General features: G+C 70.3%; 27 protein-coding genes, 1 pseudogene and 1 riboswitch. Of the genes and pseudogenes, 22 read left to right on the top strand and 6 right to left on the bottom strand.

Annotated features, from left to right (window positions below):
* Positions 1–147: 147 nt before the first annotated feature.
* The 3 genes from smc (at position 148) to ASG87_RS14625 (ending at position 5195) form a co-directional block, all read left to right on the top strand.
* Positions 148–3657 carry a chromosome segregation protein SMC gene (gene smc / locus ASG87_RS14615; protein ID WP_056006701.1) on the top strand — a complete coding sequence of 1170 codons (3510 nt, stop codon included), beginning with the start codon at positions 148–150 and terminating at the stop codon, positions 3655–3657.
* 10 nt (positions 3658–3667) lie between these two features.
* A complete protein-coding gene (zipA, locus tag ASG87_RS14620; RefSeq protein ID WP_056007327.1) occupies positions 3668–4675 on the top strand; it encodes a cell division protein ZipA in 1008 nt (335 codons plus the stop codon).
* Positions 4676–4808: 133 nt separating this feature from the next.
* Complete coding sequence (locus tag ASG87_RS14625; RefSeq protein WP_157511111.1) at positions 4809–5195, top strand: hypothetical protein; 387 nt, start codon at positions 4809–4811, stop codon at positions 5193–5195.
* A gap of 33 nt (positions 5196–5228) precedes the next feature.
* Here ASG87_RS14625 and ASG87_RS14630 read toward each other — a convergent pair whose 3' ends face one another.
* The 4 genes from ASG87_RS14630 to pgm all read right to left on the bottom strand — a co-directional run bounded on the left by ASG87_RS14630 (position 5229) and on the right by pgm (position 8340).
* Entirely contained in the window at positions 5229–5534 is a 306-nt protein-coding gene (locus ASG87_RS14630) for a hypothetical protein (protein WP_056006707.1), read from the bottom strand.
* Between the two features lie 262 nt (positions 5535–5796).
* Positions 5797–6366 carry a DUF488 domain-containing protein gene (locus ASG87_RS14635; protein WP_056006710.1) on the bottom strand — a complete coding sequence of 190 codons (570 nt, stop codon included), beginning with the start codon at positions 6364–6366 and terminating at the stop codon, positions 5797–5799.
* Positions 6366–6578, bottom strand: a complete 213-nt coding sequence (locus ASG87_RS14640; protein ID WP_056006713.1) for a DUF2945 domain-containing protein — start codon at positions 6576–6578, stop codon at positions 6366–6368. The genes ASG87_RS14635 and ASG87_RS14640 overlap by 1 nt, the downstream gene beginning before the upstream one ends.
* A 115-nt stretch (positions 6579–6693) precedes the next feature.
* A complete protein-coding gene (pgm, locus tag ASG87_RS14645; RefSeq protein WP_056006715.1) occupies positions 6694–8340 on the bottom strand; it encodes a phosphoglucomutase (alpha-D-glucose-1,6-bisphosphate-dependent) in 1647 nt (548 codons plus the stop codon).
* 117 nt (positions 8341–8457) lie between these two features.
* Here pgm and ASG87_RS14650 point away from each other — a divergent pair, with 117 nt between their 5' ends.
* The 13 genes from ASG87_RS14650 (at position 8458) to ASG87_RS14710 (ending at position 19557) form a co-directional block, all read left to right on the top strand.
* Positions 8458–9480, top strand: coding sequence for a cytochrome P450 (locus tag ASG87_RS14650; protein ID WP_056006717.1), 1023 nt, complete (start codon positions 8458–8460; stop codon positions 9478–9480).
* The gene (locus tag ASG87_RS14655; RefSeq protein WP_200949123.1) at positions 9477–10886 is read left to right on the top strand and encodes an MATE family efflux transporter; all 1410 of its coding nucleotides are present in this window, start codon (positions 9477–9479) and stop codon (positions 10884–10886) included. Before ASG87_RS14650 ends, ASG87_RS14655 begins: the two co-directional genes overlap by 4 nt.
* Position 10887: 1 nt before the next feature.
* Complete coding sequence (locus tag ASG87_RS14660; RefSeq protein ID WP_056006723.1) at positions 10888–11580, top strand: 4'-phosphopantetheinyl transferase superfamily protein; 693 nt, start codon at positions 10888–10890, stop codon at positions 11578–11580.
* A gap of 266 nt (positions 11581–11846) precedes the next feature.
* A riboswitch (molybdenum cofactor riboswitch) is annotated at positions 11847–11985 on the top strand.
* Positions 11978–12958 (top strand): GTP 3',8-cyclase MoaA, encoded by a 981-nt coding sequence (moaA, locus tag ASG87_RS14665; protein ID WP_056006726.1) that lies wholly within the window; start codon positions 11978–11980, stop codon positions 12956–12958. Its footprint overlaps the riboswitch before it by 8 nt.
* Positions 12959–12961: 3 nt before the next feature.
* Positions 12962–13975: a bifunctional molybdenum cofactor biosynthesis protein MoaC/MoaB gene (gene moaCB / locus ASG87_RS14670; RefSeq protein WP_056006728.1), complete on the top strand. Its 1014-nt coding sequence runs from the start codon at positions 12962–12964 to the stop codon at positions 13973–13975.
* Between the two features lie 8 nt (positions 13976–13983).
* On the top strand, positions 13984–15225 hold the full coding sequence (glp, locus tag ASG87_RS14675) for a gephyrin-like molybdotransferase Glp (RefSeq protein ID WP_056007330.1): 1242 nt from the start codon (positions 13984–13986) through the stop codon (positions 15223–15225).
* Positions 15222–15482, top strand: coding sequence for a MoaD/ThiS family protein (locus ASG87_RS14680; protein ID WP_162258378.1), 261 nt, complete (start codon positions 15222–15224; stop codon positions 15480–15482). Before glp ends, ASG87_RS14680 begins: the two co-directional genes overlap by 4 nt.
* Position 15483: 1 nt before the next feature.
* Positions 15484–15981 carry a molybdenum cofactor biosynthesis protein MoaE gene (locus ASG87_RS14685; RefSeq protein WP_056006733.1) on the top strand — a complete coding sequence of 166 codons (498 nt, stop codon included), beginning with the start codon at positions 15484–15486 and terminating at the stop codon, positions 15979–15981.
* Positions 15965–16537, top strand: coding sequence for an NTP transferase domain-containing protein (locus ASG87_RS14690; protein WP_056007333.1), 573 nt, complete (start codon positions 15965–15967; stop codon positions 16535–16537). Before ASG87_RS14685 ends, ASG87_RS14690 begins: the two co-directional genes overlap by 17 nt.
* Positions 16534–16884, top strand: coding sequence for a hypothetical protein (locus ASG87_RS14695; RefSeq protein ID WP_056006736.1), 351 nt, complete (start codon positions 16534–16536; stop codon positions 16882–16884). Before ASG87_RS14690 ends, ASG87_RS14695 begins: the two co-directional genes overlap by 4 nt.
* The gene (locus ASG87_RS14700; RefSeq protein WP_200949124.1) at positions 16881–17792 is read left to right on the top strand and encodes an extracellular solute-binding protein; all 912 of its coding nucleotides are present in this window, start codon (positions 16881–16883) and stop codon (positions 17790–17792) included. The genes ASG87_RS14695 and ASG87_RS14700 overlap by 4 nt, the downstream gene beginning before the upstream one ends.
* 8 nt (positions 17793–17800) lie before the next feature.
* On the top strand, positions 17801–18556 hold the full coding sequence (locus tag ASG87_RS14705) for an ABC transporter permease subunit (protein ID WP_056006739.1): 756 nt from the start codon (positions 17801–17803) through the stop codon (positions 18554–18556).
* The gene (locus ASG87_RS14710; RefSeq protein WP_082583011.1) at positions 18556–19557 is read left to right on the top strand and encodes an ABC transporter ATP-binding protein; all 1002 of its coding nucleotides are present in this window, start codon (positions 18556–18558) and stop codon (positions 19555–19557) included. The genes ASG87_RS14705 and ASG87_RS14710 overlap by 1 nt, the downstream gene beginning before the upstream one ends.
* A gap of 62 nt (positions 19558–19619) precedes the next feature.
* Here ASG87_RS14710 and fdhD read toward each other — a convergent pair whose 3' ends face one another.
* Positions 19620–20459 (bottom strand): formate dehydrogenase accessory sulfurtransferase FdhD, encoded by an 840-nt coding sequence (fdhD, locus tag ASG87_RS14715; RefSeq protein ID WP_056007338.1) that lies wholly within the window; start codon positions 20457–20459, stop codon positions 19620–19622.
* A 176-nt stretch (positions 20460–20635) separates the two neighbouring features.
* Here fdhD and ASG87_RS14720 point away from each other — a divergent pair, with 176 nt between their 5' ends.
* Positions 20636–21109, top strand: a complete 474-nt coding sequence (locus tag ASG87_RS14720; RefSeq protein WP_056006742.1) for a molybdopterin-dependent oxidoreductase — start codon at positions 20636–20638, stop codon at positions 21107–21109.
* A 106-nt stretch (positions 21110–21215) separates the two neighbouring features.
* On the opposite strand, the gene ASG87_RS14725 is transcribed toward ASG87_RS14720, so the two are convergent.
* A complete protein-coding gene (locus ASG87_RS14725; RefSeq protein WP_056006746.1) occupies positions 21216–23531 on the bottom strand; it encodes an FdhF/YdeP family oxidoreductase in 2316 nt (771 codons plus the stop codon).
* Positions 23532–23859: 328 nt separating this feature from the next.
* Here ASG87_RS14725 and ASG87_RS14730 point away from each other — a divergent pair, with 328 nt between their 5' ends.
* The 5 genes and pseudogenes from ASG87_RS14730 to ASG87_RS21035 all read left to right on the top strand — a co-directional run.
* Complete coding sequence (locus tag ASG87_RS14730) at positions 23860–24096, top strand: hypothetical protein (RefSeq protein ID WP_056006749.1); 237 nt, start codon at positions 23860–23862, stop codon at positions 24094–24096.
* A gap of 34 nt (positions 24097–24130) precedes the next feature.
* On the top strand, positions 24131–24883 hold the full coding sequence (locus tag ASG87_RS14735; RefSeq protein ID WP_056006752.1) for an EAL domain-containing protein: 753 nt from the start codon (positions 24131–24133) through the stop codon (positions 24881–24883).
* A gap of 304 nt (positions 24884–25187) precedes the next feature.
* Positions 25188–25751, top strand: a complete 564-nt coding sequence (locus ASG87_RS14740) for an HdeD family acid-resistance protein (protein ID WP_056006755.1) — start codon at positions 25188–25190, stop codon at positions 25749–25751.
* A 90-nt stretch (positions 25752–25841) separates the two neighbouring features.
* The coding region (locus ASG87_RS21030; protein WP_235499663.1) for an Hsp70 family protein at positions 25842–26076 on the top strand (235 nt) is incomplete at its 3' end.
* Between the two features lies 1 nt (position 26077).
* Positions 26078–26699, top strand: a pseudogene (locus tag ASG87_RS21035) (Hsp70 family protein); the annotation flags it as partial.

The following is a 26699-nucleotide window of genomic DNA, read 5'->3' on the forward strand; positions in this document are numbered from 1 at the left end:
CCCGCCGCGGGCGGACCGGCCATGCCCGCCACGAGCGCAGGCGCCACCCCGGCCGGCGAATTGCGCCACAATAGAAGCACTTGGCACATTGCCTCCCGGCGCCGCTGACGTGGCGGCCGCCCCTTTTCCGGAACCCGTCATCCACGCATGCGCCTGACCACGATCAAACTCGCCGGCTTCAAGTCCTTCGTCGATCCGACCATGCTGCACCTGCCCACCAACATGATCGGCGTGGTCGGGCCCAACGGCTGCGGCAAGTCGAACATCATCGACGCGATCCGTTGGGTGATGGGCGAAAGCGCGGCCAGCCGCCTGCGCGGCGACTCGCTCACCGACGTGATCTTCTCCGGCTCCAATACGCGCAAGCCGGTGGGGCAGGCCACGGTCGAGCTGATCTTCGACAACGCCGACGGCGCCATCCAGGGCGAGTACGGCCAGTACGCCGAGATCTCGGTGAAGCGCCAGGTGACGCGCGACGGCCAGTCGTCCTACTTCCTCAACGGCGCGCGCTGCCGCCGCCGCGACATCACCGACCTGTTCCTCGGCACGGGCCTGGGGCCGCGCAGCTACTCGATCATCGAGCAGGGCATGATCAGCCAGATCATCGAGGCGCACCCGGAGGAACTGCGCACGCACCTGGAGGAGGCCGCCGGCATCTCCAAGTACAAGGAGCGCCGCAAGGAAACCGAGAGCCGCATCAAGTCCACCCGCGAGAACCTCGACCGCGTGCGCGACGTGCGCGACGAGGTGGACAAGCAGCTCGACCACCTCAACCGCCAGGCCCGCGCGGCCGAACGCTGGAAGGCGCTGAAGGAAGAGCAGACGCGCAAGGAAGCCGAACTGCGCGCGCTGGAATACCGCGACCTGAAGGGCCGGCACGACGGCGAAGGCGCCGGGCTGTCGGCGGCCGAGACCGAGATCGAGAAATACCTCGCCGACCAGCGCCAGGCCGAGGCGCAGCTTGAAAGCGTGCGCGAGCGCCACACCGGCGCCAGCGAGCACCTCAACGCGGTGCAGGCCGAGGTCTACAAGGTCGGCGCCGAGATCGCCCGCGTCGAGCAGCAGGTGCGGCACAACCGCGAGACCGCCGAGCGCCTGCAACGCGCGCACGGCGAGGCGGAGCGCGAGCACGCCGAGCTGGCGGCGCACATCGCCAGCGACCGCGAGCAGATCGAAGCGCTGCGCATGGCGCTGGCCGAAGGCGAGCCGAAGCTCGAGGCGCTGCAGCAGATGCAGGACGACACCGCCGAGGCGCTGCGCAGCACCGAGATCAAGCTGGCCGACTGGCAGCAGCGCTGGGACAGCCACACCCGCACCGCCGGCGAGGCGAGCCGCGCCGCCGAGGTGGAACGCACCAAGCTGGCCTACCTGGACCGCCAGGCGGTGGATCTCTCCCGCCGCCGCGAGGCGCTGGACAACGAGCACAAGGCCACCGACATCGCCGCGCTCGACGCCGCGGCCGAACAACTGCACGCCGAGCACGATACCCAGCGCGAGCGCGTGGAAAGCCTGGGCAGCCTGCTCGACCAGCACAAGCTCAGCCACGAGCGGGTGCAGGACGAGGAGCGCCAACTGCAGTCCACCCTCAACGAGGCGCGCCAGCAACTGCAGACCGCGCGCGGCCGGCTGGCCTCGCTGGAGGCCCTGCAGCATGCCGCGCTCGGCCAGGAAGAGAGCGCCGCCAGCAGCTGGCTGAGCCGGCTGGGGCTGGACAAGTCGCGTCGCCTGGGCGAGTCGCTGCAGGTCGAGGCCGGCTGGGAGACCGCGGTGGAAACCGCGCTCAGCGGTTTCCTCGACAGCGTGCTGGTGGACGGTTCGCATGCGCTGGCCGGCGAGTTCTGCGGCCTGGAGAACGCCGACGTCGCCCTGCTCGACAGCGTCGAAGGCGGCGCCAACACCGCCGGCACGCTGGCCGCCCACGTGCGCGGGCCGGCCGCCGCGGTGGCGATCCTCGGCCACGTGCTCACCGCCGAAACGCTGGACGACGCGCACCGGCGCGTGGCCTCGCTGTCCGCGCTGGCGCCGTACCAGTCGGTAATGACCCGCGCCGGCGAATGGCTGGGCCCGGGCTGGGCGCGGGTGCGCCGTGCCCAGGGCAGCCAGGTGGGCGTGCTCGCGCGCGAGCGCGAGATCCGCACGCTGACCGCGCAGGTCGAGGCGCTGGAAGCGCGCATCGAGGAAGCCACCGGGCAGCTCGACGACCTGCGCACCCGCAAGTTCGAGGCCGAGCGCGCGCGCGACGACGCCCAGCGCGAGCTGTACAACGCGCACCGGCGCCAGTCCGAGCTGGCCGGCCAGTTGCAAAGCCATCGCGGCAAGATGGAAACCGCGCGGGCCCGCGCGGAGAAGGTGGCCGGCGAGCTGTCCGAGCTGGTCGACCAGCTCGACGAACTGCAGGGCCAGACCCGCGAGGCGCGGGCGCGGCTGGACGAATCGGTCAACAACATGGGCGACCTGGAAGACCAGCGCCGCGAACTGGAGAACGAGCGCCGCGCGCTGCTGGAGGCGCGCGAGGAAGCGCGCATGAACGCGCGCGAGGCCGCCGACCAGTCGCATGCGCTGGCGCTGGGGCTGGAGTCCAAGCGTTCCTCGCTGGCCTCGCTGGAACAGGCGCTGGCGCGCATGGACGCCCAGTTGCGCCAGATCGAGGCGCGCCGCACCGAAGTGGCCGAGCAACTGGCCGCCGGCTCCGACCCGATCGCCGAGCTCGAGGCCGAGCGGCAGGCCTACCTCGACCAGCGCCTGCTGGTCGACAGGCAACTGGTCGAGGCGCGCCGCGCGCTGGAAGACTGCGACGCCGAGTTCCGCCGGCTGGAGCAGCAGCGCCAGCAGACCGAGCAGCACCTCGCCGGCCTGCGCGAAAAGCTGTCGGAGAAACGCCTTGCCGCGCAGGCACTGCAACTGCGCGCGCAGCAACTGGCCGAGGCGATCACCGCCTCCGGCCTCGAACTGGAGCCGCTGCTGGCCGAACTGCCCGAGGACGTCGACGCCGCGCAATGGCGGCAGCAGCTCGGCGAGATCGGGCAGAAGATCGTGCGACTGGAGCCGGTCAACCTCGCCGCGATCCAGGAGCACGCCGAGCAGAGCGAGCGCAAGACCTACCTGGACAACCAACTGGCCGACCTGGTCAGCGCGATGGAAACGCTCGAAGGCGCGATCAAGAAGATCGACCGCGAGACCCGCCAGCGCTTCAAGGAAACCTTCGACAAGGTCAACGCCGGCGTGCAGGCGCTGTTCCCGCGCCTGTTCGGCGGCGGCCACGCCTACCTGGAACTGACCGGCGACGACCTGCTCGACACCGGCGTGTCGATCATGGCGCGCCCGCCCGGCAAGCGCCCGTCCAACATATCGCTGCTGTCCGGCGGCGAGAAGGCGCTCACCGCGGTGTCGCTGGTGTTCGCGATCTTCGGCCTGAATCCCGCGCCGTTCTGCCTGCTCGACGAGGTGGACGCGCCGCTGGACGAGGCCAACGTGGGCCGCTTCTCCAACATGGTGAAGGAGATGAGCGAGAAGGTGCAGTTCATCTTCGTCAGCCACAACAAGGCGACGATGGAAGCGGCCACCCAGCTGTGCGGCGTGACCATGCGCGAACCCGGCGTGTCGCGCCTGGTGCAGGTGGACCTCGCCGAAGCGGCTAAACTGGCCGGAGCTGCCTGAGGAACCGATGATGACGCTTCAACCCGTGCTCGCCTTCGCCTGGAATCCCGCCGTCGGCATTCCGCTGCTTATCGTCGGGGTGATCGTGCTCGCGCTGATCTGGCTGTTCGGCCAGCCGAAGAAGGAGCAGGGTAAGCGACGCGTGCCGACGCCGCAGGGCAGCGAACGGCGCGAGCCGACGCTGGGCGACGCGGGCGAGGCCGATGCGATGGCGTCCTTCGGCGCGCTGGACGACGCGAGGGATCTTCCGGCGGCGAAGCCGCAGCAGGGCGAGCTGGACGTGGGCCTGCGCGAGGAACTGGAAAAGCTCGGCGCTACGGTGGCCGGTGGCCGCTCGTCCGCCGCGCCGCTGCCCCAGCCCACCGGGCATGCCGCATCCATCGTCGATGCCCTGCGCGCGCCCTCGCAGCCCGAAGCGGGCGCTGCGCCCGCGGCGGTTCCGGCCCCGGTGCCCGCCGCCGCACCAGCCGCCGCCCCGGCATCGGCGCCCGCCGCACCGGCTGCTCCGACGCCGGCTGCCGCGCCCAAGGCGCCGCCGCGTTCCGAGCTGGGGCGCCGGCCGCCGCAGATGCCCGTGGAGCGCATCGTCACGCTGTTCCTGGTCGCCCGCGAAGGCAGCCATTTCAATGGCGCCGACCTGATCGTCGCGGCCGAGAAGGCCGGGCTCGAATTCGGCGACATGGGCATCTACCATCGCCTGGTGGACGGCAAGCGCGAGCTGGGCCCGATCTTCAGCGTGGCCAACATGCTCAAGCCCGGCAACTTCGACCTGAGCCGGCTCGACCAGTTGCGCACGCCCGGCCTGACCTTCTTCATGACCCTGCCGGCGCCGATTCCCGCGCTGGATGCCTGGGACGCGATGCTGCCCACCGTGCAACGCCTGGCCGAGCTGCTCGACGGCCTGGTGCTCGACGAGGAGCGCAACGCGCTCGGCCGCCAGCGCATCGCGCACATCCGCGACGAACTGCGCGGCTGGGACCGCGACCACGAAGGCGAGGAAATCGTCTTCGGGCGCTGAGCGCCGCAAGGATGCCGACGATCCCGCCGCGGCCGGCGTACGCCGGTCGTGGGCGGAAGAGGGGAATGGACGGCGCGTTGGCCGGCGCCGCCCATGCTGCATCTGATACCGCCTGGCCGGCGCTGGAGTGACCATGGCTGCGTCGAACCCGCTCGCGCTGATCGTCGATCGCTCCTGGATGATCGCGGAGAGTGCCGCGCTGGCGCTGGAGAGCGAGGGATTTTCCACGCTCACCGCCACGCAGGCCGACGAAGCGCATCGTCTGATCGAGCTGCATCCGTCGTTGGCCGTGCTGATCGCGCATATCCATCTGGCCGACGAGAGCGAATCGGAGGCGCTGGTGGTGGCCGCGGCGGAACGCTACCCCAGGCTCGCGATCGTGCTGGTGTCCAGCAGCGTGCCGGCGAGGCCGGCCGCCATGCCGGCTGCCGCCGTCACGTTGATGAAACCGTTCGGGCGCGATCAACTGGTCGCGGCGATCCGCGAAGCGCAGCGCCGGGTGGCCGGTTTTTCGGGCTGACACCCGGGCTGACGCCCGCGGCCACGGCCGCCTTCATGCCATGGACGAGCGGTCGCCGCCCTGCGGGCGGGGTTCCTGATGCACCGCGCCGAGGTAGAAGCCGGTGGCGATGATCGTGACGAGGGCGACCAGCAGCAGGATGTAGGCGAGCCAGCGGGCATGCGGCAAGGCATCGCGCAAGGCGGCGTTGGAGCGCGGTGCCGGCCGCCTGCGCGGCGGATGGGTCGGCTGCCGGTTCGGTGCGGCGGACGGCAAGGCGGCGACCGCCTTGCCATAGGCTTCGAGGAACCGCCTCTGTTCGAGGCGGCTGACTCCGGCGTGCGGCGGCCGCTTGCCCATGGCGGGATCCTCGGTGTGCCCTGTGCGAGACAGGCTGCGCCAGCGGGCGTTACCGGGGTGTCATGGAAAGCTGGTGCCGCCGTTTTCCCGCCGGTCGTCGTACCGGTTGCAGCGCGGCTCGTCCATGCGCGGCGCGGCGAAACCGGCAGTCGCGTGCGTGCTGGCCCCGGATGCCGGGAGGATTTCCGATGCCGGGCTTGCCTGGGCCGATCCCGATGGCGCCTCGCGGGCTCGCAAGGGCAGCGCCAAGCGGCTTTGCCGGCTAGGACGCCGACGGCGGACCGGCCCCAAGCAGGTCCGCCTGGGGCGGGGCATAGCTGAGCCGGCCGTCCACCACCCGTGCGACGGAAGTGTAGGGATGGACGGTGCTGTGCGTGGCGCCGGCGATGTGCACGACCTCGATGCCGCGCACGCGCAGGGCATCGGCGATCATCGAGCGGTGGCAGCGCCACCAGACGGCCTCGGCGCACATCAGCGCGGTGCGCAGGCGGGTTGCCAGGGCGAGCAGGTCGTCCAGGCCGCCGGCGAATTCGGCGCTGTCCATGTAGTCGGCATAGCCGCGGAACGAGGCGTTGCGCCAGGCGGTGTTGGGGGAATCGGGCCTGGCCTTGCGCCGGCCGCCGAGCTGCGGCAGCCACCGGTAGGCGATGCCCTGGGCCTGCAGGGCCGCGGCCAATGCGTCGCTGGCGAATTGCGGATGGCGGCGCGAGCCGGGAAAGCGCCGCACGTCGGCGATCGCTTCGATCCGGTATGCGCGCAGCAGATCGAGGAACTCCGCCAGCGTGCGGGTGGAGTGACCGATCGTCCAGATCGTGGCGGGAAGCGCTGGCATCAGGCGATCCGGTGCAGCGCCGATCCCTTGTGCATGGCGACGTGGTCGGTCTTGTCGCTCTTGATCTCGTACTGCGGGTCGTCCTCGCTGCAGCGGCGCACGTGGCCCTTGTACTCGGTGTCGCGCGTGTGCACCTTGGTGATCGTGCCGCTGACGTAGCCGGCTTCGGAATTCCAGCGAACGTGGTCGCCGACCTTGAAGGGATGGGGCATGTGGCTTCTCCGCTGCGTAGCCCTTCGAATGGAAGCAGCCTGCGCTTGACAGGTGCGTGAACGCCTCGCCGCGCGCCGGGGCCGGTAATCCCGGCTCCGGCACGCTTGCCGGCGGTCAGGCCAGGGCCGCGTCGACGATCTCCTGCGCCTCGGCAAGCAGGCTTTGCAGGTGCTCCTCGCTCTTGAAGCTCTCGGCGTAGATCTTGTAGATCGCCTCGGTGCCGGACGGTCGGGCGGCGAACCAGCCGCTGGCGGCGACCGCCTTGATGCCGCCGATGGCGGCGTCGTTGCCGGGCGCCTTGTCCAGCACCTGCTGGATCTTCTCGCCGGCAAGCCGGTCGGTGCGCAACTGGGCGGGCGACAGCCTGGCCAGTTGCGCCTTCTGCGCGGGCGTGGCGGCGGCCTCGACGCGGTTGCCGTACGGCTTGCCGAGCTCCTGCGTGAGCTGCGCGAACAACTCGCCCGGGTCGCGGCCCGTGCGTGCGGTGAGTTCGGCCGACAGCAGGGCCGGCACCAGGCCGTCCTTGTCGGTGGACCAGGCGGTGCCGTCGCGGCGCAACAGCGAGGCGCCGGCGCTTTCCTCGCAGCCGAAGCCGAGCGAACCGTCGTACAGGCCCTCGGCGAACCACTTGAAGCCCACCGGCACCTCGTACAGCCGGCGGCCGAGCCGTGCGACCACGCGGTCGATCAGCGCGGTGGTGACGACGGTCTTGCCGACGGCCGCCTGTGCGCTCCACCCGGGCCGGTGCCGGTAGAGGTAGTCGACCAGCACCGACAGGTAGTTGTTCGGCTCCATCAGGCCGCTGGAGCGGGCGACGATGCCGTGGCGGTCGTGGTCGGTATCGCAGGCGAAGGCGACGTCGTAGCGGTCCTTCAATCCGATCAGCCGCTGCATCGCGTGGCTGGACGACGGGTCCATGCGGATCCTGCCGTCCCAGTCCAGCGACATGAAGGCGAACTGCGGATCGACTGCGTCGCTGACCACGTCGAGATCGATCCGGTAGTGCTCGGCGATCGGCCCCCAGTAGTGCACGCCGGCGCCGCCCAGCGGATCGACGCCCATGCGCACGCCGGCGGCGCGGATCGCCTCGAAGTCGACGATGCTGCCGAGGTCGGCGACGTAGGCGCCGAGGTAGTCGTACGCACGGACGTTCGCCGCCTTGCGCGCCTGCGCCAGCGGCATCCGCCGCACGCCCTTCAGGCCGTCCTCGAGCAGGGCGTTGGCACGGTCCTGCACCCAGCGGGTGATCCCGGTGTCGGCCGGCCCGCCGTTGGTCGGGTTGTACTTGAAGCCGCCGTTGTCCGGCGGGTTGTGCGACGGCGTGACCACGATGCCGTCGGCCAGGCCGCTCGTGCGGCCCCTGTTGTAGGCCAGGATCGCGTGCGAGACCGCCGGCGTGGGCGTGAATTCGCCGCCGGCGGAGACCATCGTCTCCACCCCGTTCGCCGCCAGCACCTCCAGTGCGCTGTCGAACGCCGGCTGCGACAGCGCATGCGTGTCCGCGCCGATGAACAACGGACCGTCGATGCCGTTCTGCCGGCGGTAGTCGCAGATCGCCTGGCTGACGGCGAGGATGTGCCACTCGTTGAAACTGCGCTCGAACGAACTGCCGCGATGGCCGGACGTGCCGAACGCCACGCGCTGCGCCGGCACGCCGGGATCGGGCCGCAGGTCGGCGTATGCGGCGAGCAGGGCGTGGATGTCGACCAGGGCGGAGGCGGGCGCCGGCTTGCCGGCGAGGGGATCGAGTTTCTGGCTCATGGGTCCTGACGGGTCTCGATGAAGGATGGCGCGAACTCGCCCATGGTGCCTGATTGGCGCGGCAACGGAGTTGTCGCAGGCCAGCTCCGGTTCATCCTTCCTGGCTCCGATTCAACGATGAGGGCCGAAGGCCGCGCCATCGACCTGCGCCGCGACCTGAAGGCGATGGCGCTGGACACCATCGTCGGCATCGCCATGGGCCACGACATCGACGCGGTGAACCACGATGGCGATCCCCTGCAGCGCGACATCGACAGCATGTTCCGGCGCCTGGGCCAGCGCACCACCGCGGCCTTCCCGTACTGGCGCTATTTCAAGCTGCCGGTGGACCGCGCGGCCGAGCGTTCGTTCGCCGACATCGAGACGCGGGTGACGGAGTTCATCCGCAACACGCGCGAGCGCATGGCGCACCAGCGCGAGCAGCAGCGCAAGCCGGCCAACATGCTGGAGGCGATGATCGCCGCCAGCGAGGATCCGGAGTCCGGGTTCACCGACGAGGAACTGGTCGCCAACGCGATCCTGAGCGTGGTCGGCGGCGAGGACACCACCGCCAACTCGATCGGATGGATGCTGTGCCTGCTGGCGCAGAACCCGGCCGCCGCCGCCGCGCTGGCCGCCGAGGTGGACCGGGTGCTGGGCGATGCGCCGCTGCCGCGCGAGTGGGAGCAGATGAAGGCGTTCCCGTACCTGGAGGCGGCGCACAGCGAGACGCAGCGGCTGAAGGCGGTCGCCCCGTACCTGGGGCTCACCGCCAATGCCGATTGCGTCGTGGCCGATACCTTCATCCCGAAGAACACCGCGATCATCGTGGCGACGGTGGGCGAGGGGCGCGACGAGGCGCAGTTCCCGCAGCACGAGCGGTTCCGCCCCGAGCGTTGGATCGCGGAACTGCGCGATCCGGGCGAGGAGGACCCCAGCCGCAAGCTGTTCCCGTTCGGCGGCGGGGCGCGGCTGTGCCCCGGGCGCTTCCTGGCGCTGACCGAGATCAAGGTGGTGGTGTCGATGATCCTGCGCAACTTCGAACTGGCGCCCGACCCGAAGGCGCCGCCGGCGAAGGAACTGCTGAACTTCTTCATGGCACCCAGCTCGGTGCCGGTGCGCCTGACCGCGCGCGTGCCGCCGCCGGGGAGCGCGGCTTGAGCGCCGTCGCGCCAGCAGCGGGCGCGCCGCCGTCGAGCCTCGGCATCGCCCGGCTGATCCTCAAGGTCTCGCTGCCCCTGATGGGGTCCATGATCGGCAACCTGATCATGATGCTGGTCGACCGGATCTGCCTGGCGCGGTATTCCGCCGATACGCTGGCGGCCTCCGGTCCGGCGGTGTACACGGCGATGGCGATCGTCGGCTTCTTCGTGGCGGTGGTCGGGTTTTCGCGGTCCTGCGTGGCGCAGGCGTACGGCCGCTCGGGCCATGCGGACGCCGCGTGGCAGGCGGCGATCGGCATCGTGGTCGGCGTGGTGCTTGCCGTGCTGCTGTGGCTGCTGGCGCCGCTGATGGCGTGGATCCCGGCCTTGAGCCACCGGCCGCCCGCATTGACGCGGCTGGAGTCGCAGTTTCTCTACTGGGCGGCGTACTTCGGCGCGGCGATGACGTTCAACATGGCGCTGTCGTCGTACTTCAACGGCATCGGCAAGACGCGCATCACCCTGGTCGCCGGCCTGGTGGGGCAGGCCGTGGGCATCGCCGCGACCATCGGCCTGGTGTTCGGCCGGTTCGGCCTGCCGGAGCTGGGCATGCGCGGCTCGGCGCTCGGCACGCTGGCCGGGACGCTGGCGATCACGCTGATCTACGTGGCCTACATGCCCAGGGCGGTGTGGAGCGACGTGCGGCGGCTGGTGGCGGCGCGCGGCCTCCATCGCGGCGACGTGATGCCGCGGGTCAGGAAAGGCATCGCGCTGGGCGTGACGGCGGGCATCGGCAACTTCGGCAATGCGGCTTTCATCTGGATCATCGCCGGGCTCGGCGCCATTGCGCTGGCGGCCAACAACGTCAACCTCACCGTCAGCTATATCGGCGTGATACCGCTGCTGGGGCTGGGCATCGGCTGCAGCGTGCTGTGCGGCATCGCGCTGGGGCAGGGCGAGTTCGGGCAGGTGCCGCGGATCGTGCTAGTCACGCTGGGCATAGAGCTGGTGTACGCGGCGTTCACCACCTACCTGCAGATCGTTACGCCCAACGTGCTGCTCGACCCGTTCGGGCTGGCCGACAAGCCGGACGAGATCCGCCACGCGGCGGTAGCGACGTCGAAGGTGTTGTGGACGTACTCGCTCGCGTTCGCCTTCTCGATGACCGGGCAGGCGGTGCTGGAGGCGATGGGGCTGACGCGGTTCCTGTTCGCGGTGCGCTTCGTGATGATGTGGGTGCTGAGCATCCCCACCATCTACCTGATCACGCTGGGCCACGTGGGCGATGCCGAATACCTGCCTACGGCATGGGTGGTCGGTTCGTCGTTCGAGGCCGGCATCGGCATCCTGTACTTCTGGCGGATATGGGTGGCCGTGCGGCGGCGGCAGAATGGGATCGTGTTGAGACCCCAGGTGGAGGCCTGACTTGCAACGCCTGTCGCTTGCGCGGCATCCGGGCGGCCTGCCCGATGCGTTCCTACTGCCGTTCGGGGTGGAGGAGGGCGATGACGCGCACTTCGCCCGCCATGGCCTCGCCTGCCCGCCGTCGGTGGCGCGCAGCGTACCCAAGCGCCGGGCGGAATATCTCGCCGGCCGGCGGGCGGCCCTTGCCGCGCTTGCCGAGGCCGGCGGCGGCGCGGTCGACCTTGCCGTCACGCCGTCGCGCGCGCCGGCCTGGCCGGGTGGCTTCATAGGCAGCATCACCCATGCCGCAGGCATCGCCGCCGCGGTGGCCTTGCGCGGGGGCGCGATGCGCGGCGTCGGCATCGATATCGAGCACGTGGCGACGGAAGGCGCGCTCGACGCGATCGCGCAGTCGGTCATCGACGCCTCCGAACGACAGGCGCTGGATGGGCTCGCGCAAAGGCTCGGTTGGCCGATGGCGCTCACCGTCGCCTTTTCCGCCAAGGAAAGCTTCTACAAGGCCACGGCGGCGACCGTAGGGCGGATCTTCGAATTCAGCGCATTGAAAGTCGTCGATGCGCACGACGGAACGGTCGAGGCCGAAACCGCCGAGGCGCTCGCCGCATCGCTGCCGGCCGGCATGCGCTTCCGGCTGGGCTACTCGCTGCTTCTCGACGACGCCACCGTCATCACGAGCTGCGCCTGGTCACGCTGACCGCGCGGAAGCTTTCCATGGCCGTGCCCGCCTGCACGATGGGAGCCGGTCGCGATGGGCCCAGCCACCCGGCTTCCGTGCACTTTCCGTGAAGAAATCCATGGCTTTTCGCCAATGGGCCGGTTGCAGCGGTTCACCCTTCCTGCGACGGAGTCCAACCGGCGGTGGACGTCGACGATTTGCTTGGAAACGTGAATGGAAAAGGCCGGAAACGGCGCACCAGCCAGTGGCCGGCGTGATCGACATGGGGCGGGATAAGAACGACAATCGCAGGGCAACTCCGAGACGCAGGATCTTCGTTTCCACGGAAACATGGTGCTGCGTCCGTGGTTCATGGAACCACCGGGCGAGCGGGGAAACGCGCTCGCCTCCCGAACATTGGAAAGGAGCACATGGCATGACCCCGCTGGCCGATCGCTACGGTCGCAGCTTTCCTTACCTGCGCCTGTCGATCACTCCCGCGTGCAATTTCCGCTGCACGTATTGCCTGCCGCACGGCTACCGCGCCGGGGCGGGCATCGCGGGGCCATTGTCGCTGGACGAGATCGCGCGCCTGCTGCGCGGCTTCGCCGAACTGGGCATGCACAAGCTGCGCATCACCGGCGGCGAGCCCAGCGTGCGGCACGATCTCACCGACGTGCTGCGCACCGCCGCCGCCGCGCCGGGCGTGACCCGGCTGGCGATGACCACCAACGGCACCCTGCTGTCGCGCCGGCTGGGCGAATGGATGGACGCCGGGCTCAACGCCATCAACGTCAGCGTGGACAGTCTCGACCGCGCCGCCTTCGCGCGCATCACCGGCCACGACCGGCTGGACGACATCCTGCGCGGCATCGACATGGCCCTGGCCGCCGGCCTGCCCGCCAAGCTCAACGCGGTGCTGCTGAAGGACGTCAACGACCGCGAACTGCCGCGCTGGCTGGACTACCTGCGCGACCACGCAGTGGGCCTTCGCTTCATCGAGCTGATGCAGACCGGCGACAACCTCGCGTTCTTCCGCGACCATCACGAGCGGGCAGAGCCGCTGGAAACCGAGCTGCGCGAATCGGGCTGGCAGGCGTTGCCGCGCGCCGCCGACGCCGGTCCCGCGCGCGAGTACCGTCATCCGGACTACGCCGGGCGCATCGGCATCATCGCGCCGTACTCGAAGGACTTCTGCGCCGGCTGCAACCGCCTGCGCGTCACCGCCACCGGCGACCTGCGGCTGTGCCTGTTCGGCGAGTTCGGCATCCCGCTGCGCGCCCACCTGCAACGCGACGACCAGCTCGACGACCTGGTGCGCGCCATCGGCGGCCAGATCGGCCGCAAGGAGCAGGGGCATTTCCTGCACGAAGGCCGTACCGGCATCACGCCCCATCTCGCATCCACCGGAGGTTGATCCATGCGCCAGCGCGAGGAGCGCGCATCGCTTCAAGAGGGTGCGTTCCACATGGCCGACGTGCGCCGCAAGCGCGCCACCGCCCGCCGCGCGGTGGCGGTGGGCGAGCTGCATGCCGGCAGCGCGTTCGGCGACATCGTGGCGAAACGGCTGCCCAAGGGCGACGCCATCGCGATGGCCGAGATCGCCGGCCTGCAGGGCGCGAAGATCGCCTCGCAACTGATGCCGCTGTGCCACCCGCTGCCGCTGGAATACCTGGAGCTGCGCTGCGAGCCGGTGGCCGAGCGCCGGGCCATCCGCGTGTATTGCGAGGCGGCCACCTGCGCCCGCACCGGCGTGGAGATGGAGGCGCTGGCCGGCGTCAACGCGGCCCTGCTCACGCTCTACGACCTCACCAAGCCGGTGCAGCCCGCGCTGTCCATCGGCGGCGTGCGGCTGCTGTTCAAGGAAGGCGGCAAGAAGGGACTGTGGCTCCACCCCGACGGCATGAGCGAGGCCGAGCGCGAGCGCTACCGCCCGCGCGCCACGCCGCGGCTGGAAGGGGTGCCCGCCGCCGTGGTCACCCTGAGCGACCGCGCCCATCGCGGCGACTACGAGGACACCTCCGGTCCGCTGCTGGTGGAACGCCTGCGCGCCCTGGGCGCCGACGTCGGCCCCGCCGAAGTGCGGGCGGACGAAGCCGAACCGCTGGCCATGCGCCTGCGCGAACTGGCGGCCGCGGGGATCCGCCTGGTGCTGTGCACCGGCGGCACCGGGCTCGGCCCGCGCGACGTGACGCCCGAGGCGCTGGCGCGAGTCGCCGAGCGCCGCGTGCCCGGCCTTGCGGAGATGTTCCGCAGCGAGAGCAGCCAGCACACGCTGCTGGCCTGGCTGAGCCGCGCCGAGGCGGTGCTGCTCGGCGGCACGCTGGTGATCGCCTTGCCCGGCAGCGCGAAGGCGGTGGCGCAAGGCATGGACATCCTCGCGCCCATCCTCGCGCATGCGCTGGCGATGGCCGCGGGCGAGGGCCACGCATGAGCCATGCCTTGCTCGATCCGGCCGAGGCATTGCGGCTGATCCTCGCCGCCTGCGCACCGCTGCCCGCGCAGGAGGTGCCCATGGCCGGGGCGATGGGCCGCGTGCTCGCCGCGCCGGTCGTGGCGCCCGGCGCGCTGCCGCCGTTCGACAATTCGGCGATGGACGGCTACGCGCTGGGCGGCGGTGGCGAAGTGCTTGCCGCGGGCAGCGAATGGACCGTCGAGGGCGAGCAGGCCGCAGGCGACGGCATCGCGCGCGCGCAGCGCGGCGCGTGGGAAATCATGACCGGCGCGCGCCTGCCCGAGGGCCTGGACCGCGTGATCCCGGTGGAGCAGACCGCGCGATTGGAAGCGCCGCCGCGCGTGCGCCTGCTGGCCGACGTGGCCGCCGAGGAAAACGTGCGCCGCGCCGGTTCCGACGTGCCCGCGGGCGCAGCCGTGCTCGCCGCCGGCTGCGTGCTGGCGCCGCAGCACCTGATGCTGCTCGCCGCGCTGGGCGTGGCGAGCGTGACGGTGGCCGAGCGCCCGCGCGTGGCGGTGCTGTGCACCGGCCGCGAGCTGGTGGATGGTCCCGCCGCACCGCTGGCGCCTGGGCAGATCCACAACTCCAACGGCCCTTTCCTGGCCGAACGCGTGCCGCGCGCCGGCGCCGAACTCGCGTACATCGAGACGGTGGGCGACGAGTCGGAGGCCTTCCTCGCCGCCTTCGCGCGCGCCCGCACCGCCGGCGCGCGCGTAGTGGTGTCCACCGGCGCGGTTTCGATGGGCCGCTACGACTTCGTGCCGCAGGCGCTGGAGCGGCTGGGCGCGGAGGCGATCTTCCACAAGGTGGCGATCCGCCCCGGCAAGCCGCTGCTGTTCGCGCGCCTGCCCGACGGCACGCTGTTCTTCGGCCTGCCCGGCAACCCCATCGCGGTAGCGGTGGGGCTGCGCTTCTTCGTGGAGCCGGCGCTGCGCGCCATGCTGGGCCTGCCGCGCGAAGCGCCGTGGCGCGTGCCGCTGGCCGCCGACTACGCCAAGAAGCCGCGCCTGCGCTTCCACCTCAAGGCGCGCGTGGCGCTGGATGCGCAGGGCCGCCTCGCGGTGGCCGTGCTGCCGGGACAGGAGTCCTACCGCATCCGCCCGCTGGCCGAAGCCAACGCGTGGGCGGTGGTGCCGGTGGAGGCGACCGAACTTCCCGCCGGCACGCTGGTGGACGTATGCGGCCTCGGCCACCTGGAAAGCCCGATCATCGACGGATGCAGCGCATGAAGACCCGCATCGCCCTGTACGGCGCCCTGCGCGAAGCCGACGCCAGCGGCCACGTGGAACTCGACGTGCCTGCCGGCAGCAGCATCGCCGAGCTGCGCGAGCTGCTTGCGGCGCATCTCGCCGAACACGCTCCGGCGATTCCCGCGGGGCTGGTGCGTTGCTCCGCCTTCGCCAGCGCCGAGGAAATCCTGCACAACCACCGCAGCGTGCCCGAAGGCGTGGAACTGGCCGTGCTGCCGCCGGTGAGCGGAGGCTGAGATGGACGACCTGCACGTCGCCGTGGTGGAGCGCCGCATGGCCGCGCTGGACGTGGCCGAGGCGCTGGCTTTCGTGAGCGATCCCCGTTTCGGCGGCATCGCCACCTTCATCGGCCGGGTGCGCGACCACAACGTGGGCCGCGTGGTCACCGGCATCAGCTACGACCTGTTCGAGCCGCTGGCGCTGCGCACGTTCCGCGCCATCGGCGAACGCGCGCGGGCCGAGGTGGGCGCGCCGCTGAAGCTGTGGATCGCGCATGCGAAGGGCGACCTCGCCATCGGCGACCTCGCCGTAGTGGTCGCCGCCGGCACGCCGCACCGCGACGAGGCCTTCCGCGCCTGCCGGCTGGCGATCGAGGCGGTGAAGCACGAGGCGCCGATCTGGAAGCGGGAACACTACGTGGACGGCGACAGCGCCTGGAGCGAGGGCTGCTCGCTGTGCGAGGAACAGCGCGATGCCGAGCGGCACGACCATGCCGGCCATGCCCACGGCCACTGAACGCCTGCCGTGCATCGGCGTGGTGCTGGCCGGCGGCCAATCGACGCGCATGGGGCGCGACAAGGCGCTGCTGGACTGGCGCGGCCGGCCACTGCTCGAACGCCAGCTCGACGCGCTGCGCGCCGCCGGCGTGGACGAGGCGCGGGTGAGCGGCGACCGTCACGGTTACCGCGGCATCGCCGATGCGCAGCCTGGACTCGGTCCGCTGGGCGGCCTGGCCGCCATTGCCGGGACGGTGGCGGGCGATGCCGACCTGGTGGTGATCCCGGTGGACATGCCGTTGCTCGGCGCCGCGCTGCTGGGACGGCTGCGCACGGAACAGCCACTGGCGCGCGGCCTGCGCTGCGCCGGCCACGTCTTGCCGATGCGCTTGCGCCTCGACACGGAAAGCCGCGGCCTGCTCGCCGCGCTGCTGCGCGAGCGCGAGCCGCGCCGGCGTTCGCTGCGAGCCCTGCAACAGGCGCTGGATTGCGCGGAGGTCGCGCTGGCCGCCGACGAAGCCGCGCAACTGGCCGACTGCAATACCGAGGCAAGCTGGGACGAGGTGAGCCGATGAGAGTGCAACAGCAGGGACAGGCGCTGCGCCTGCGCATCGACGAGGCGGAACTGGCGGCCTTGCTGGCCGGCGGCACCGTGGAGAACGTCACCCGCTGGCCCGACGGCCGCGACGGGCGCCAGCAACTGGCGCTGGCCGCGCAGCACGGCTGGCGTCGCAACGACGACGGCTGGCGCATGGAGCTGTCGGACGCGGCGGTGCGCGAACTCGCCGCGCGCCTTCCGAGCCGCGCCGGCCTGTCGTTCGAGCTGGCGGTGTCGGGTGGCGGCGCGCTCGAAGTGCTGTTCGACGTGGACGTGCGCGACAGCGTGCGCCAGCGCCGTGCGGACAAGGATGGCAAGGCATGAGCCGCATGTCGCCCCGCATGCGCTGGCTGGCGCCGCTGCTCCTGATGATCGGCTTCGCCGCGCTGGCCGCCGACGCGCCGGTGCTGCGCGTGGCCTATGCCGGCTCGATGGGCGTGGTGATGGACCACGACCTCGGTCCCGCGGTGGCCGCGGCGCAACACGCCAGCTACCAGGGCATCGGCCAGGGCTCGTACGCACTGGCGCGCCTGCTGGCCGGCAGGCAGTTGCAGGCCGACGTGTTCGTGTGCATCACGCCCGGCCCGATGCAGGTGGTACGGAAGGCCGGCCTGGTGGCGCATGCGGTGCCGGTAGCCAGCACGCGCATGGTGGTGGTCTACAGCCCGAAGAGCCGCTTCGCCGCCGACTTCAAGGCCGCCGCCGCCGGCAGGAAGGCGTGGTACGACGTGCTGCGCGAGCCCGGCCTGCGCTTCGGCCGCACCGATCCCGCGGTGGACCCGCAGGGCGCCAACGCACTGCTCGCCCTGCAACTGGCATCGCGCTATTACCGACAGCCCGACCTGCTGCAACAGGTGGCCGGCGATTTCCAGAATCCGCGGCAGCTCTTCGCCGAGACCTCGCTGATGTCGCGGCTGGAAGCGGGCCAGATCGACGCCGCGATCGGCTACGCCAGCGCGGCCTTCTCGCACCGCCTGCCCACCGTCGACCTGCCGGCCGAGATCGACCTGGCGCAGCCGGCGATGCAGGCGCCGTGGTACGCGCAGGCCGGCTTCGCCCTCGCCAGCGGCAAGAAGATCGAGGCGCAGCCGCTGGTGTTCTACGCCGCGGTGCCGACCGTTGCGCGGCAGCCTGCGCTGGGCCGCGCCTTCGTGCGGTTCATGCAGGGCGCGCAGGGGCAGGCGATGCTGCGCGAGCGCGGTTACGACCCGCCGCACGGGGATGCCCTTTGAGCGATGCCATGCGGCCACGGCTGACGACGTTCGCCGCGGCGCTGGCCTTGCTGCTGCTGGCCGCGCCGTTCGCGGGCCTGGCGATCGCCACCGACTGGCGCCATCTCGGCTTCGCGCGCGGCGACGGCGACGCGGTGGCGGTGTCGCTGGGCCTGAGCCTGGTCGCGCTGGCGCTGATCGTGGCGCTGGGCACGCCGCTGGCGTGGTGGCTGGCGCGCCATCGCGTACGCGGGCAGTGGCTGGTCGACGCGCTGCTGCTGCTGGCCCTGCTCACGCCGCCGCTGGCGATGGGCCTGTTGCTCGCCACGATGTACGGCCCCTACGGTCCGGCCGGGCAGTGGCTCGAACGGGCCGGCCTGCTGCTCACCAACTCGGCGCCGGCCTTCGTGATTGCGCAGTTCTACGCCGCCTTGCCTTACTACGTACTCGCCGCGCGCGCCGCCTTCGAAGGCGTGCCGCGCGAGCTGGAGCAGATCGCGCTGACGCTCGGCCATTCGCCCGCGCGCAGCTTCTTCCGCGTCAGCCTGCCGCTGGCAAGGCTCGGCCTCGCCGCCGCGGTGGCGCTGGCCTGGGTGCGCGCGCTGGGCGAGTTCGGCGTGGTGCTGATCGTGGCCTATTATCCGCAGGGCATCCCGGTGAAGCTGTGGACGAACCTGCAGGACACCGGCCTGTCGGCGGTGTACCCGCTGCTGTGGGTGTTCTTCCTGGTCGCCTTGCCCTTGCCGCTGGCCCTGGGCCTGGCCGTGCGCAGGCGGCTGGCGTGATGCGGATCGACTACCGCATCGAGCATCCGGTGGCACTGTCCGCCTCGTTCGAGGTGGAGGGTTTCACCGTGTTGCTGGGCGCGAGCGGGGAGGGCAAGTCGCTGCTGCTGCGCGCCATCGCGGGGCTGCTGCCGGCGCGCGGCGAACCCTTCGGCGGCCTGCCGCCGCAGCAGCGTGCGGTGGGCTACCTGCCGCAGGGGCATGCGCTGTTTCCGCATTTGAACGCCTGGCAGAACGTGGCCTTCGCCCTGCGCGGCGCGGATCGCCGCCGGCAGGCCGTCGCATGGCTGGAGCGGGTGGGGTTGGCCGCACTGGCCGAGCGGCGTCCCGCGCAACTGTCCGGCGGCCAGCAGCAGCGCGTGGCGCTGGCGCGTGCGTTGGCGCGGCGGCCGCAATTGCTGCTGCTGGACGAACCGACTTCGGCGCTGGACCCGGCCACCCGCGACGACGTGCTGGCCGAGCTGATCGCGGAGGTGCATGCGGCGGGCATTCCGGCGCTGGCGGCAAGCCACGACCCCGCACTGGCCGCGGTGGCGGACCGGTTGGTGGTGATGCATGGGCGCCGCATCGTGCAGGCCGGCGCGCCATGGGAGGTGCATGCGCGGCCGGCCAATGGCGCGGTGGCGCGCCTGCTGGGGCATCGCAACGTGCATGGCGGGCGGCTGGTCGGCGAACCGGGGGCGCAGCGGCTGTTCTGGCCGGAGGGCAACGTGGCCTTGCCCGTGGAGACGGGTCTCCCTGGCGATACGGCGGTGGACTGGCATATCGCGCCGGAGGCGATCGAGCTGCACGAGGCAGGCGGTGCAGCCGCCGGCGACGCCGATGGCGTCGTCGTCGCCGCGACGGAGGTGCGGCAAGCCGGCGCGCACGGGAGTTACCTGGGATTGCGTTGCGGGCAGGCCAGGCTGTGGGCCAGGTCGCCGCCGTGGTCGCTCGACATGGCCGGGACGATCCGGTTGCGGTTGCCGCCCACGGCCATCCGCTGCTGGCCGCGGGATTGATTTCGATCTGGGCGGTGCTGCGTGCGTCGGCTGCAAGGCGATGACACCCGGGCCGTTCTCCGCTATCGGCCGGAAACCAGCCGGTCAGGGTACGTGTAGACGTTGTGGCTGCCCGGTCGCGCGAAGCCGACCAGGCATACGCCGGCGCTGCGCGCCAGTTCGACGGCCAGCGCCGTGGGTGCGGAAATCGCGGCCATGAAGCCGATGCCGGCATTGGCTGCCTTGGTGACCATTTCGTAACTGGCGCGGCTGGTCAGCAGCAGCATGCCGGCGTCCGGCGCGATGCCGGCACGAGCCATCGCGCCGATCAGCTTGTCGAGCGCGTTGTGCCGGCCCACGTCTTCGCGCACCAGCACGACCCGGCCCTCGGCGTCGGCCCAGGCGGCGGCGTGGACGGCGCCGGTGGCGGCATTCATCGGCTGGTTGAGCGGCAGCTCGGCCAGCGCCCGCTCCAGCGCCGGGGCCGGGAATGGATTCGGGTTTCCGACGGGCCGCGGCTGGCGTACCGCGTCTTCGAGGTCGCGCGTCCCGCAGATGCCGCAACTGCCGCGCCCCGGCAGCAGGCGCTTCGCCTCGCCATCGAGCCGGGCGGCTGGCGCTTCGGGCGCCACCGTGATGGCGAGCTGGATGCCTTCGAGCAGTTCGATGCGCTCGACGGCATGCAATTGCGCCGCCTCGGCGATCAGCCCCTCGCTGAGCGAAAAGCCGAGGGCAAAGTCTTCCAGGTCGAGCGGGGTCGCCATCATCACCGCGAAGGACACGCCGTTGTACAGCATGCCGACAGGCGCCTCTTCGGCGATGCAATCCTCCACCCGTTCGTCGCGCCCGCGACGCCATCGCTCGACACGGCGCGCGACGTAGCCAGGCGAAGCGGGACCGGGAGTTGGAGTGCTGGAATCCATGCGGGCATCATCGCCGATGTGGGGCTGCGCCACGATTGCCAGGGGGCATCGGCGCCGATGCCGGCCGTCGCCGGGCGGCGATGGCGGCCGCCGTTGCTGCAGCGCGCAGCGTAGCGTAATCATCGGCACAATTCGTATATTCGCCATCTCGTGCGTCGGCCATCCGGGGAGCACCCATGCGCAAAGCGATCCTTGTACTCGCGCTGCTCTGCTGCGCGGTTTCGCATGCCGCGGAGCCGGCCGCCGTCTACGTCGCCGTGCCCGACGGGCGACGCGTCGCGCTGTCGCCCGCGCTGCTTGCCCATGTGCCGCGGCAAACCGTCTCGGCCACCGCGCACGGGAAAACCGCCAGCTACGAGGGCTATGACCTGCGTGCCGTGCTTGCGGCCGCGGGCGTCGCCCCGATCGAAGCGATCCGGGGCAAGCGGCTCGGCAACTACGTGGCGGTCACGGCCACCGACGGCTACAGGGTGGTGTTCGGCCTGGGCGAACTGGATCCGACGCTGGGCAACCGGCTGGTGCTGCTGGCGGATCGCGAGAACGGCCGCCCGCTGCCGCCCGGCGACGGGGCATGGCGCCTCGTCGTTCCCGGCGACCGGCGACCGGCGCGCTGGGAGCGCCAGGTGGTTTCCATCCGCGTGGCGGACTGACCCGGGGCCGGATCCCCGCGCCGGGGCGGCACGACGATCTTCGTCCCGGCGGTGCCGGCGGACGAGGCGGGAACCGTTCCCGCCCACTCCGTACCGGAATCGCCCGTCATCCCGCCCGCGCGGCCACGATGCGCACGGGAATCGACTTGTAGGACGGCGTTCCGCTGGCCTGGTCGTTGTAGTCGAGCGGCACCAGGCAGTTGCCCTCGGGGTAGTAGGTCGCCACGGAACCCCTGGCGATGTCGTGGGCGACGGCGATGACGTTGGCCAGGCGGCGCTCCGGCCCCTGGCCGATGGCCGTCTCGACCACGATTTCATCGCCGGGCTCGATGCCGCGTTCGGCCAGGTCGTCGGCGTTCATGAACACCACGTCGCGCCGGCCGAACACGCTGCGGTAGCGGTCGTCGAGGCCGTAGATGGTGGTGTTGTACTGGTCGTGGCTGCGCACGGTGGTCAGCGTCAGGATGGTCGGATCGACGGCGACGGGATCTTCGTCCAGCCCCTTCATGCACAGGAATTCGGCCTTGCCGGAGGGCGTGTTCCAGATCCTTTCGGTGGGCGGCAGCGGCAGCCTGAAACCGCCCGGGACGAGGATGCGCTCGTTGTATTGCGCGAAGTCCGGGAAGACGGCCTCGATGGCGTCGCGGATGAGGTCGTAGTCCTCGATGTACTTCATCCAGTGCACCTTGCTGTCGGGCAGGGTGGCGGCGGCGATGCCGGCGATGATGGCCGGTTCCGAGCGCAGGTGCGGCGAGGCCGGGGGCAGCTTGCCCAGCGAGGCGTGCACCATCGACATCGAATCCTCCACCGTCACCGCCTGTGGGCCGCCCGCCTGCAGGTCGCGTTCGGTGCGCCCCAGGCAGGGCAGGATGAAGGAATGCCTGCCGGTGAGCAGGTGCGAACGGTTGAGCTTGGTGCCGATGTGCACCGCGAGTTCGAGGCTGCGCATGCCGGCGAAGCATCGCTGCGGATCGGGCATGGCGACGGCGAGGTTGCCGCCCAGGCAGATCAGCGCCTTCGAACGGCCGTCGCTGATGGCCTGCATCGCCGCGACGGCGTCATGGCCATGGGCGGTCGGTGGCTTGAAGCCGAAGGTCTGCTCGATGCGCCTGAGCATGTCGGCGCCCGGTTTCTCGGTGATGCCGACGGTGCGGTCGCCCTGCACGTTGGAATGCCCGCGCAGCGGGCAGATGCCGGCGCCAGGCTTGCCGAAGTTGCCGCGCATCAGCAGCAGGTTGGCGACCTGCTGCACGTTCTGCGTGCCGTGGTGGTGCTGGGTCAGCCCCATGCCGTAGGTGACGATGGTGGCGTTCGACCTGGCGTAGGCCGCGGCGACGTCGCGCAGTGCCTGCATCGGCAGGCCGGACTTGGCCTCGATGTCCTGCCAGGAAGCCGCTCGCACGTCGGCGGCCAGCGCCTCGAAGCCGCGCGTGTGCTTGGCGATGAACGCATGGTCCAGCACCTCGGCGCCGGGCGCGGCCGCATCGTCCATTTCCAGCAGCGCCTTCATGATGCCCTTGAGCGCCGCCGCGTCGCCGCCGACCTTCACCTGCAGGTAGGTGGACGCGATCGGCGTGGAGCTGAAGGTGGCCATCTCCACCGGGTTCTGCGGGTCGGTGAAGCGTTCGAGCGCGCGCTCCTTGAGCGGGTTGAACACGATGATGGGCACGCCGCGGCGCGCGACCTCGTGGAGCGTGCCCATCATCCGGGGATGGTTGGTGCCCGGGTTGTGCCCCATGGCGATGATCAGCTCGCAGTGATCGAAGTCGTCCAGCGAGACCGTGCCCTTGCCGATGCCGATCGACTGCGGCAGGCCCACGCTGGTGGCCTCGTGGCACATGTTCGAGCAGTCGGGAAAATTGTTGGTGCCGTATTCGCGGGCGAAGATCTGGTAGAGGAAGGCGGCCTCGTTGGAAGCGCGCCCGGAGGTGTAGAACTCGACCGTGTCCGGGTCCGCCAGGCTGCGCAGGATCTCGCCGATGCGCGCCACCGCCACGTCCCAGTCGACCGCTTCGTAGATGTCCTTCTCGGCGTTGTACGCCATCGGGTGGGTCAGGCGTCCCTCGCCCTCGAGTTGGTAGTCGCTCCAGGTCAGCAGTTCGCTCACCGTGTGCGCGGCGAAGAATTCCGGCGGCACGCGCTTCTTGGTGGCCTCCCAGGTGACCGCCTTGGCGCCGTTCTCGCAGAACTGGAAGGTGGAGGTGTGCTGCTTGTCCGGCCATGCGCAGCCGGGGCAGTCGAAGCCCTCGGGTCGCTTGCTGCGCAGCGCATAGGGCTTGTTGGTCCGGAACAGCGTGATCGCCGCCTCCGGGGCGTTCATCTGCTCGAAGACGGCCTTGGCCGTGGCCCGCAGCGCGCCCCAGCCACCCGCCGGGCTGTCGTAGGGATGGATGCCGGGAATGCCTTTGTCTTTGTCAGCCATGCTGCCACCTTGCACGTTCGTATCTGCTGCAACGATGCCGTTGCCAGTCGCGGTCGCCGTTCCGTCGCGGCGACGAGCCATGGGCCGATTGCGTTTGCGGCGCCAAGCCTGTTCCGGAGGGATCGTCGAAGAGTAGGCTTGCCGACGGCTACTATCCTCTCTCCGGTTCGGGCTTGTCCATCCGGTTTGCGGCGGCGCCACCGCCGGGTGTGAAGGCTCTGCGGGTTCACTGATCGAGTACGCGCCATGCCGCACGGCGCGCTCATGGGCAATCGCCGGGCGCCTCGGCCTGATCCGCGCCCGGCGTCATCGATGCTTGGGAGGTTCCATGCTCGTCGACATCTATCGAAGCGGCGTCAATCCGGCACAGTTCGTCGCCATCCCGATCGGGCAATCCCTGGCCGCCGCACGCCTTCCCGATACGCCGGATCTGGCGGACCTCCAGCTTTACCTGCAGGGAACGGACATCGTCTCCAGCGGCGAATTCGACGGCGTGGACGTCCGGGCGATCATGGAACAGCTCACCCGCGACGGCTTTGCCGCGTTCCAGGCCCGGTTGCGATAGGTTGGACCCGTAACGCTACCAGGGGGGAGCCGCGATGGAACAAAACGTCATCACGCCTGGCGCGGTGCATAAGGCGATCCTCCGGAAGGAGCTTTTCCTCGAATACCAGCCGACCGTGGCGCTCCAGGAGGGCGGGCGCTGCGTGGGGTGCGAGGCGCTGGCGCGCTGGCGGCGCGGTACGGATGTCGTCTATCCGATGGATTTTGTCCCCGTCGTCGAGGAGACCCCGGTATCCGGGCTGTTGACCTACTGGGTCATCGACACGGTGGCCCGGGACCTGGGGGACTGGCTCAGAAACCGTGCCGACATCCACGTAGGCATCAACGTCCCGCCGGAAGTCCTGGGACGAGGCGGACTGGAATATGCCATCTGCAGGGCGAATCTCGCCGACGTCAGCCGACAGATCATCCTGGAGATCACCGAGCGCGGCTTCCCGGATCGCCTCGGCCTCGATGAGCTGCGGGGGCTGATCAGGGAACACCGGCTCGTCGCCATGGACGACGTCGATCTGGACGAGAGCAACTTCATCGTCTTGTCGCGGCAGCCCGTCCCGATCATCAAGCTCGACAGGGAGTTCGTGGGCAGCCTGACGAGTTCGGACGGCAAGCGGCTCGACCAGATCTCCACGTTCATCCGTTCCCGGGGCCATTACGTGGTAGCCGAGGGGGTGGAGACTCCCTGGCAAGAGCGGCTGCTGAAAGACGCGGGCGTCCAGTTCGCGCAGGGATGGCTGTATTCGAAGCCGCTGGCCGCCGTGGACTTCAAGGCGTTCTGCGCGTCGAGATAGGGCGTCCGCCTTGCGCGGGCGCGGGACGCGCCGCCATCGACGAGCTTCGAGGCTTCACCAAGCGCCCTGACTGCGTTGCCGCAGGATCACCCGGGCAAGCGCCGCGGACACTCTGTCCCATGCCGGACGGACAAATTGTCGGATGCGGGTCGCGTCCGGTCCGTCGCCGCCGCGTCAAGTGGCTGATGCTCCAGCACTTCACCTACTGGCATGCATGTTGCCAGCAGATCCGTGGGCGGCGGGCGGCTCTCCCGCCGGACCGCGCTGCCCGGATCCAACCGATGCGCCACCGAGGAAACCCGGCATGACCACAGCCTCCCAGCACCCCGAGTCCATGAGCGCGGCCGCCCGGATGCGTGCGAGATGGGCATGGCTCTTCGCACTGGGCATCGTCCTCATCGGCCTGGGCATCCTCGCGTTCGCCAACATGGTCCTGGCGACGATCGCCACGGTGTACTACGTCGGCCTGCTGATGACCGTCGCCGGGGCGATACAGCTTCTTCACGCCATCGGCGCTAGAAACCTGGGCGGTTTCTTCTACTGGCTTTCCGGCTGCGTCCTGTACCTCGTGGCCGGGATCACCGCCCTCATGAATCCCCTGCTCGCGTCGTTCATCCTCACGTTGTTGCTGGGACTGTTCGCGGCCGCTTCGGGGCTGTCCCGCATCTGGCTCGGCTTCCGTGCGAAGGCCCGGCATGGCTGGGGCTGGATCGTCGCCTCGGGCCTGGTCACCGCCATCGTCGGATTGATCTTCATTTTTGGCTGGCCGGTGAACAGCCTGTGGCTGCTGGGCATGGTCCTGGCGGTCGACCTTTCTTTTCAAGGATGCGCGCTGGCGGGATTGGCGATCAGGCTCCGAACCGCCTGAGCCGCCCGTGCGAAATGGCGGGATAGACCTTGACCATGGCCCGGACGCAAAGGGCCATCGAACCGAAACCACCGAATCGGGGACACGAAAATGGGAAAAATCATCGGCATCGATCTTGGCACGACCAACTCCTGCGTCGCGGTGGTCGAAGGCACCAAGGCGCGTGTCATCGAGAACTCGGAAGGCGACCGTACGACGCCGTCCATCGTGGCGTTCGCGAAGGGCGGCGAAGTGCTGGTCGGCGCAACGGCCAAGCGCCAGGGCGTGACCAACCCCAAGAACACCTTCTACGCGGTGAAGCGCCTGATCGGCCGCAAGTTCACCGNCGCCGAGGTGCAGAAGGACATCCACCTCGTTCCCTACAGGATCATTGCGCACTCCAACGGCGACGCCTGGCTGGAAACCTCCGACGGCAAACAGATGGCGCCGCCGGAGGTCTCGGCCAAGGTGCTGATGAAGATGAAGAAGACCGCCGAGGATTACCTCGGCGAGCCGGTCACCGAGGCCGTTATCACAGTGCCGGCCTACTTCAACGACAGCCAGCGCCAGGCGACCAAGGACGCCGGCAAGATCGCCGGCCTGGAAGTGAAGCGCATCATCAACGAACCGACCGCGGCCGCGCTGGCCTATGGCCTGGACAAGGGGGGCGCCAACCGGAAGGTCGTCGTCTACGACCTGGGCGGCGGTACCTTCGACGTCTCGATCATCGAGATCGCCGAAGTCGACGGCGAGAAGCAGTTCGAGGTGCTGGCGACCAACGGCGACACCTTCCTCGGCGGCGAGGATTTCGACAAGCGGGTGATCGATTACCTGGTCGAGGAGTTCCAGAAGGAACAAGGCATCGACCTGCGCAAGGACCCGCTCGCCCTGCAGCGCCTGAAGGATGCCGCCGAGCGCGCCAAGATCGAGCTGTCCTCCAGCCACCAGACCGAGGTGAACCTGCCGTAC

The sequence above is a fragment of the Frateuria sp. Soil773 genome, from assembly GCF_001428405.1.
In the GTDB taxonomy this organism is placed as follows: Bacteria; Pseudomonadota; Gammaproteobacteria; order Xanthomonadales; family Rhodanobacteraceae; genus LMSL01.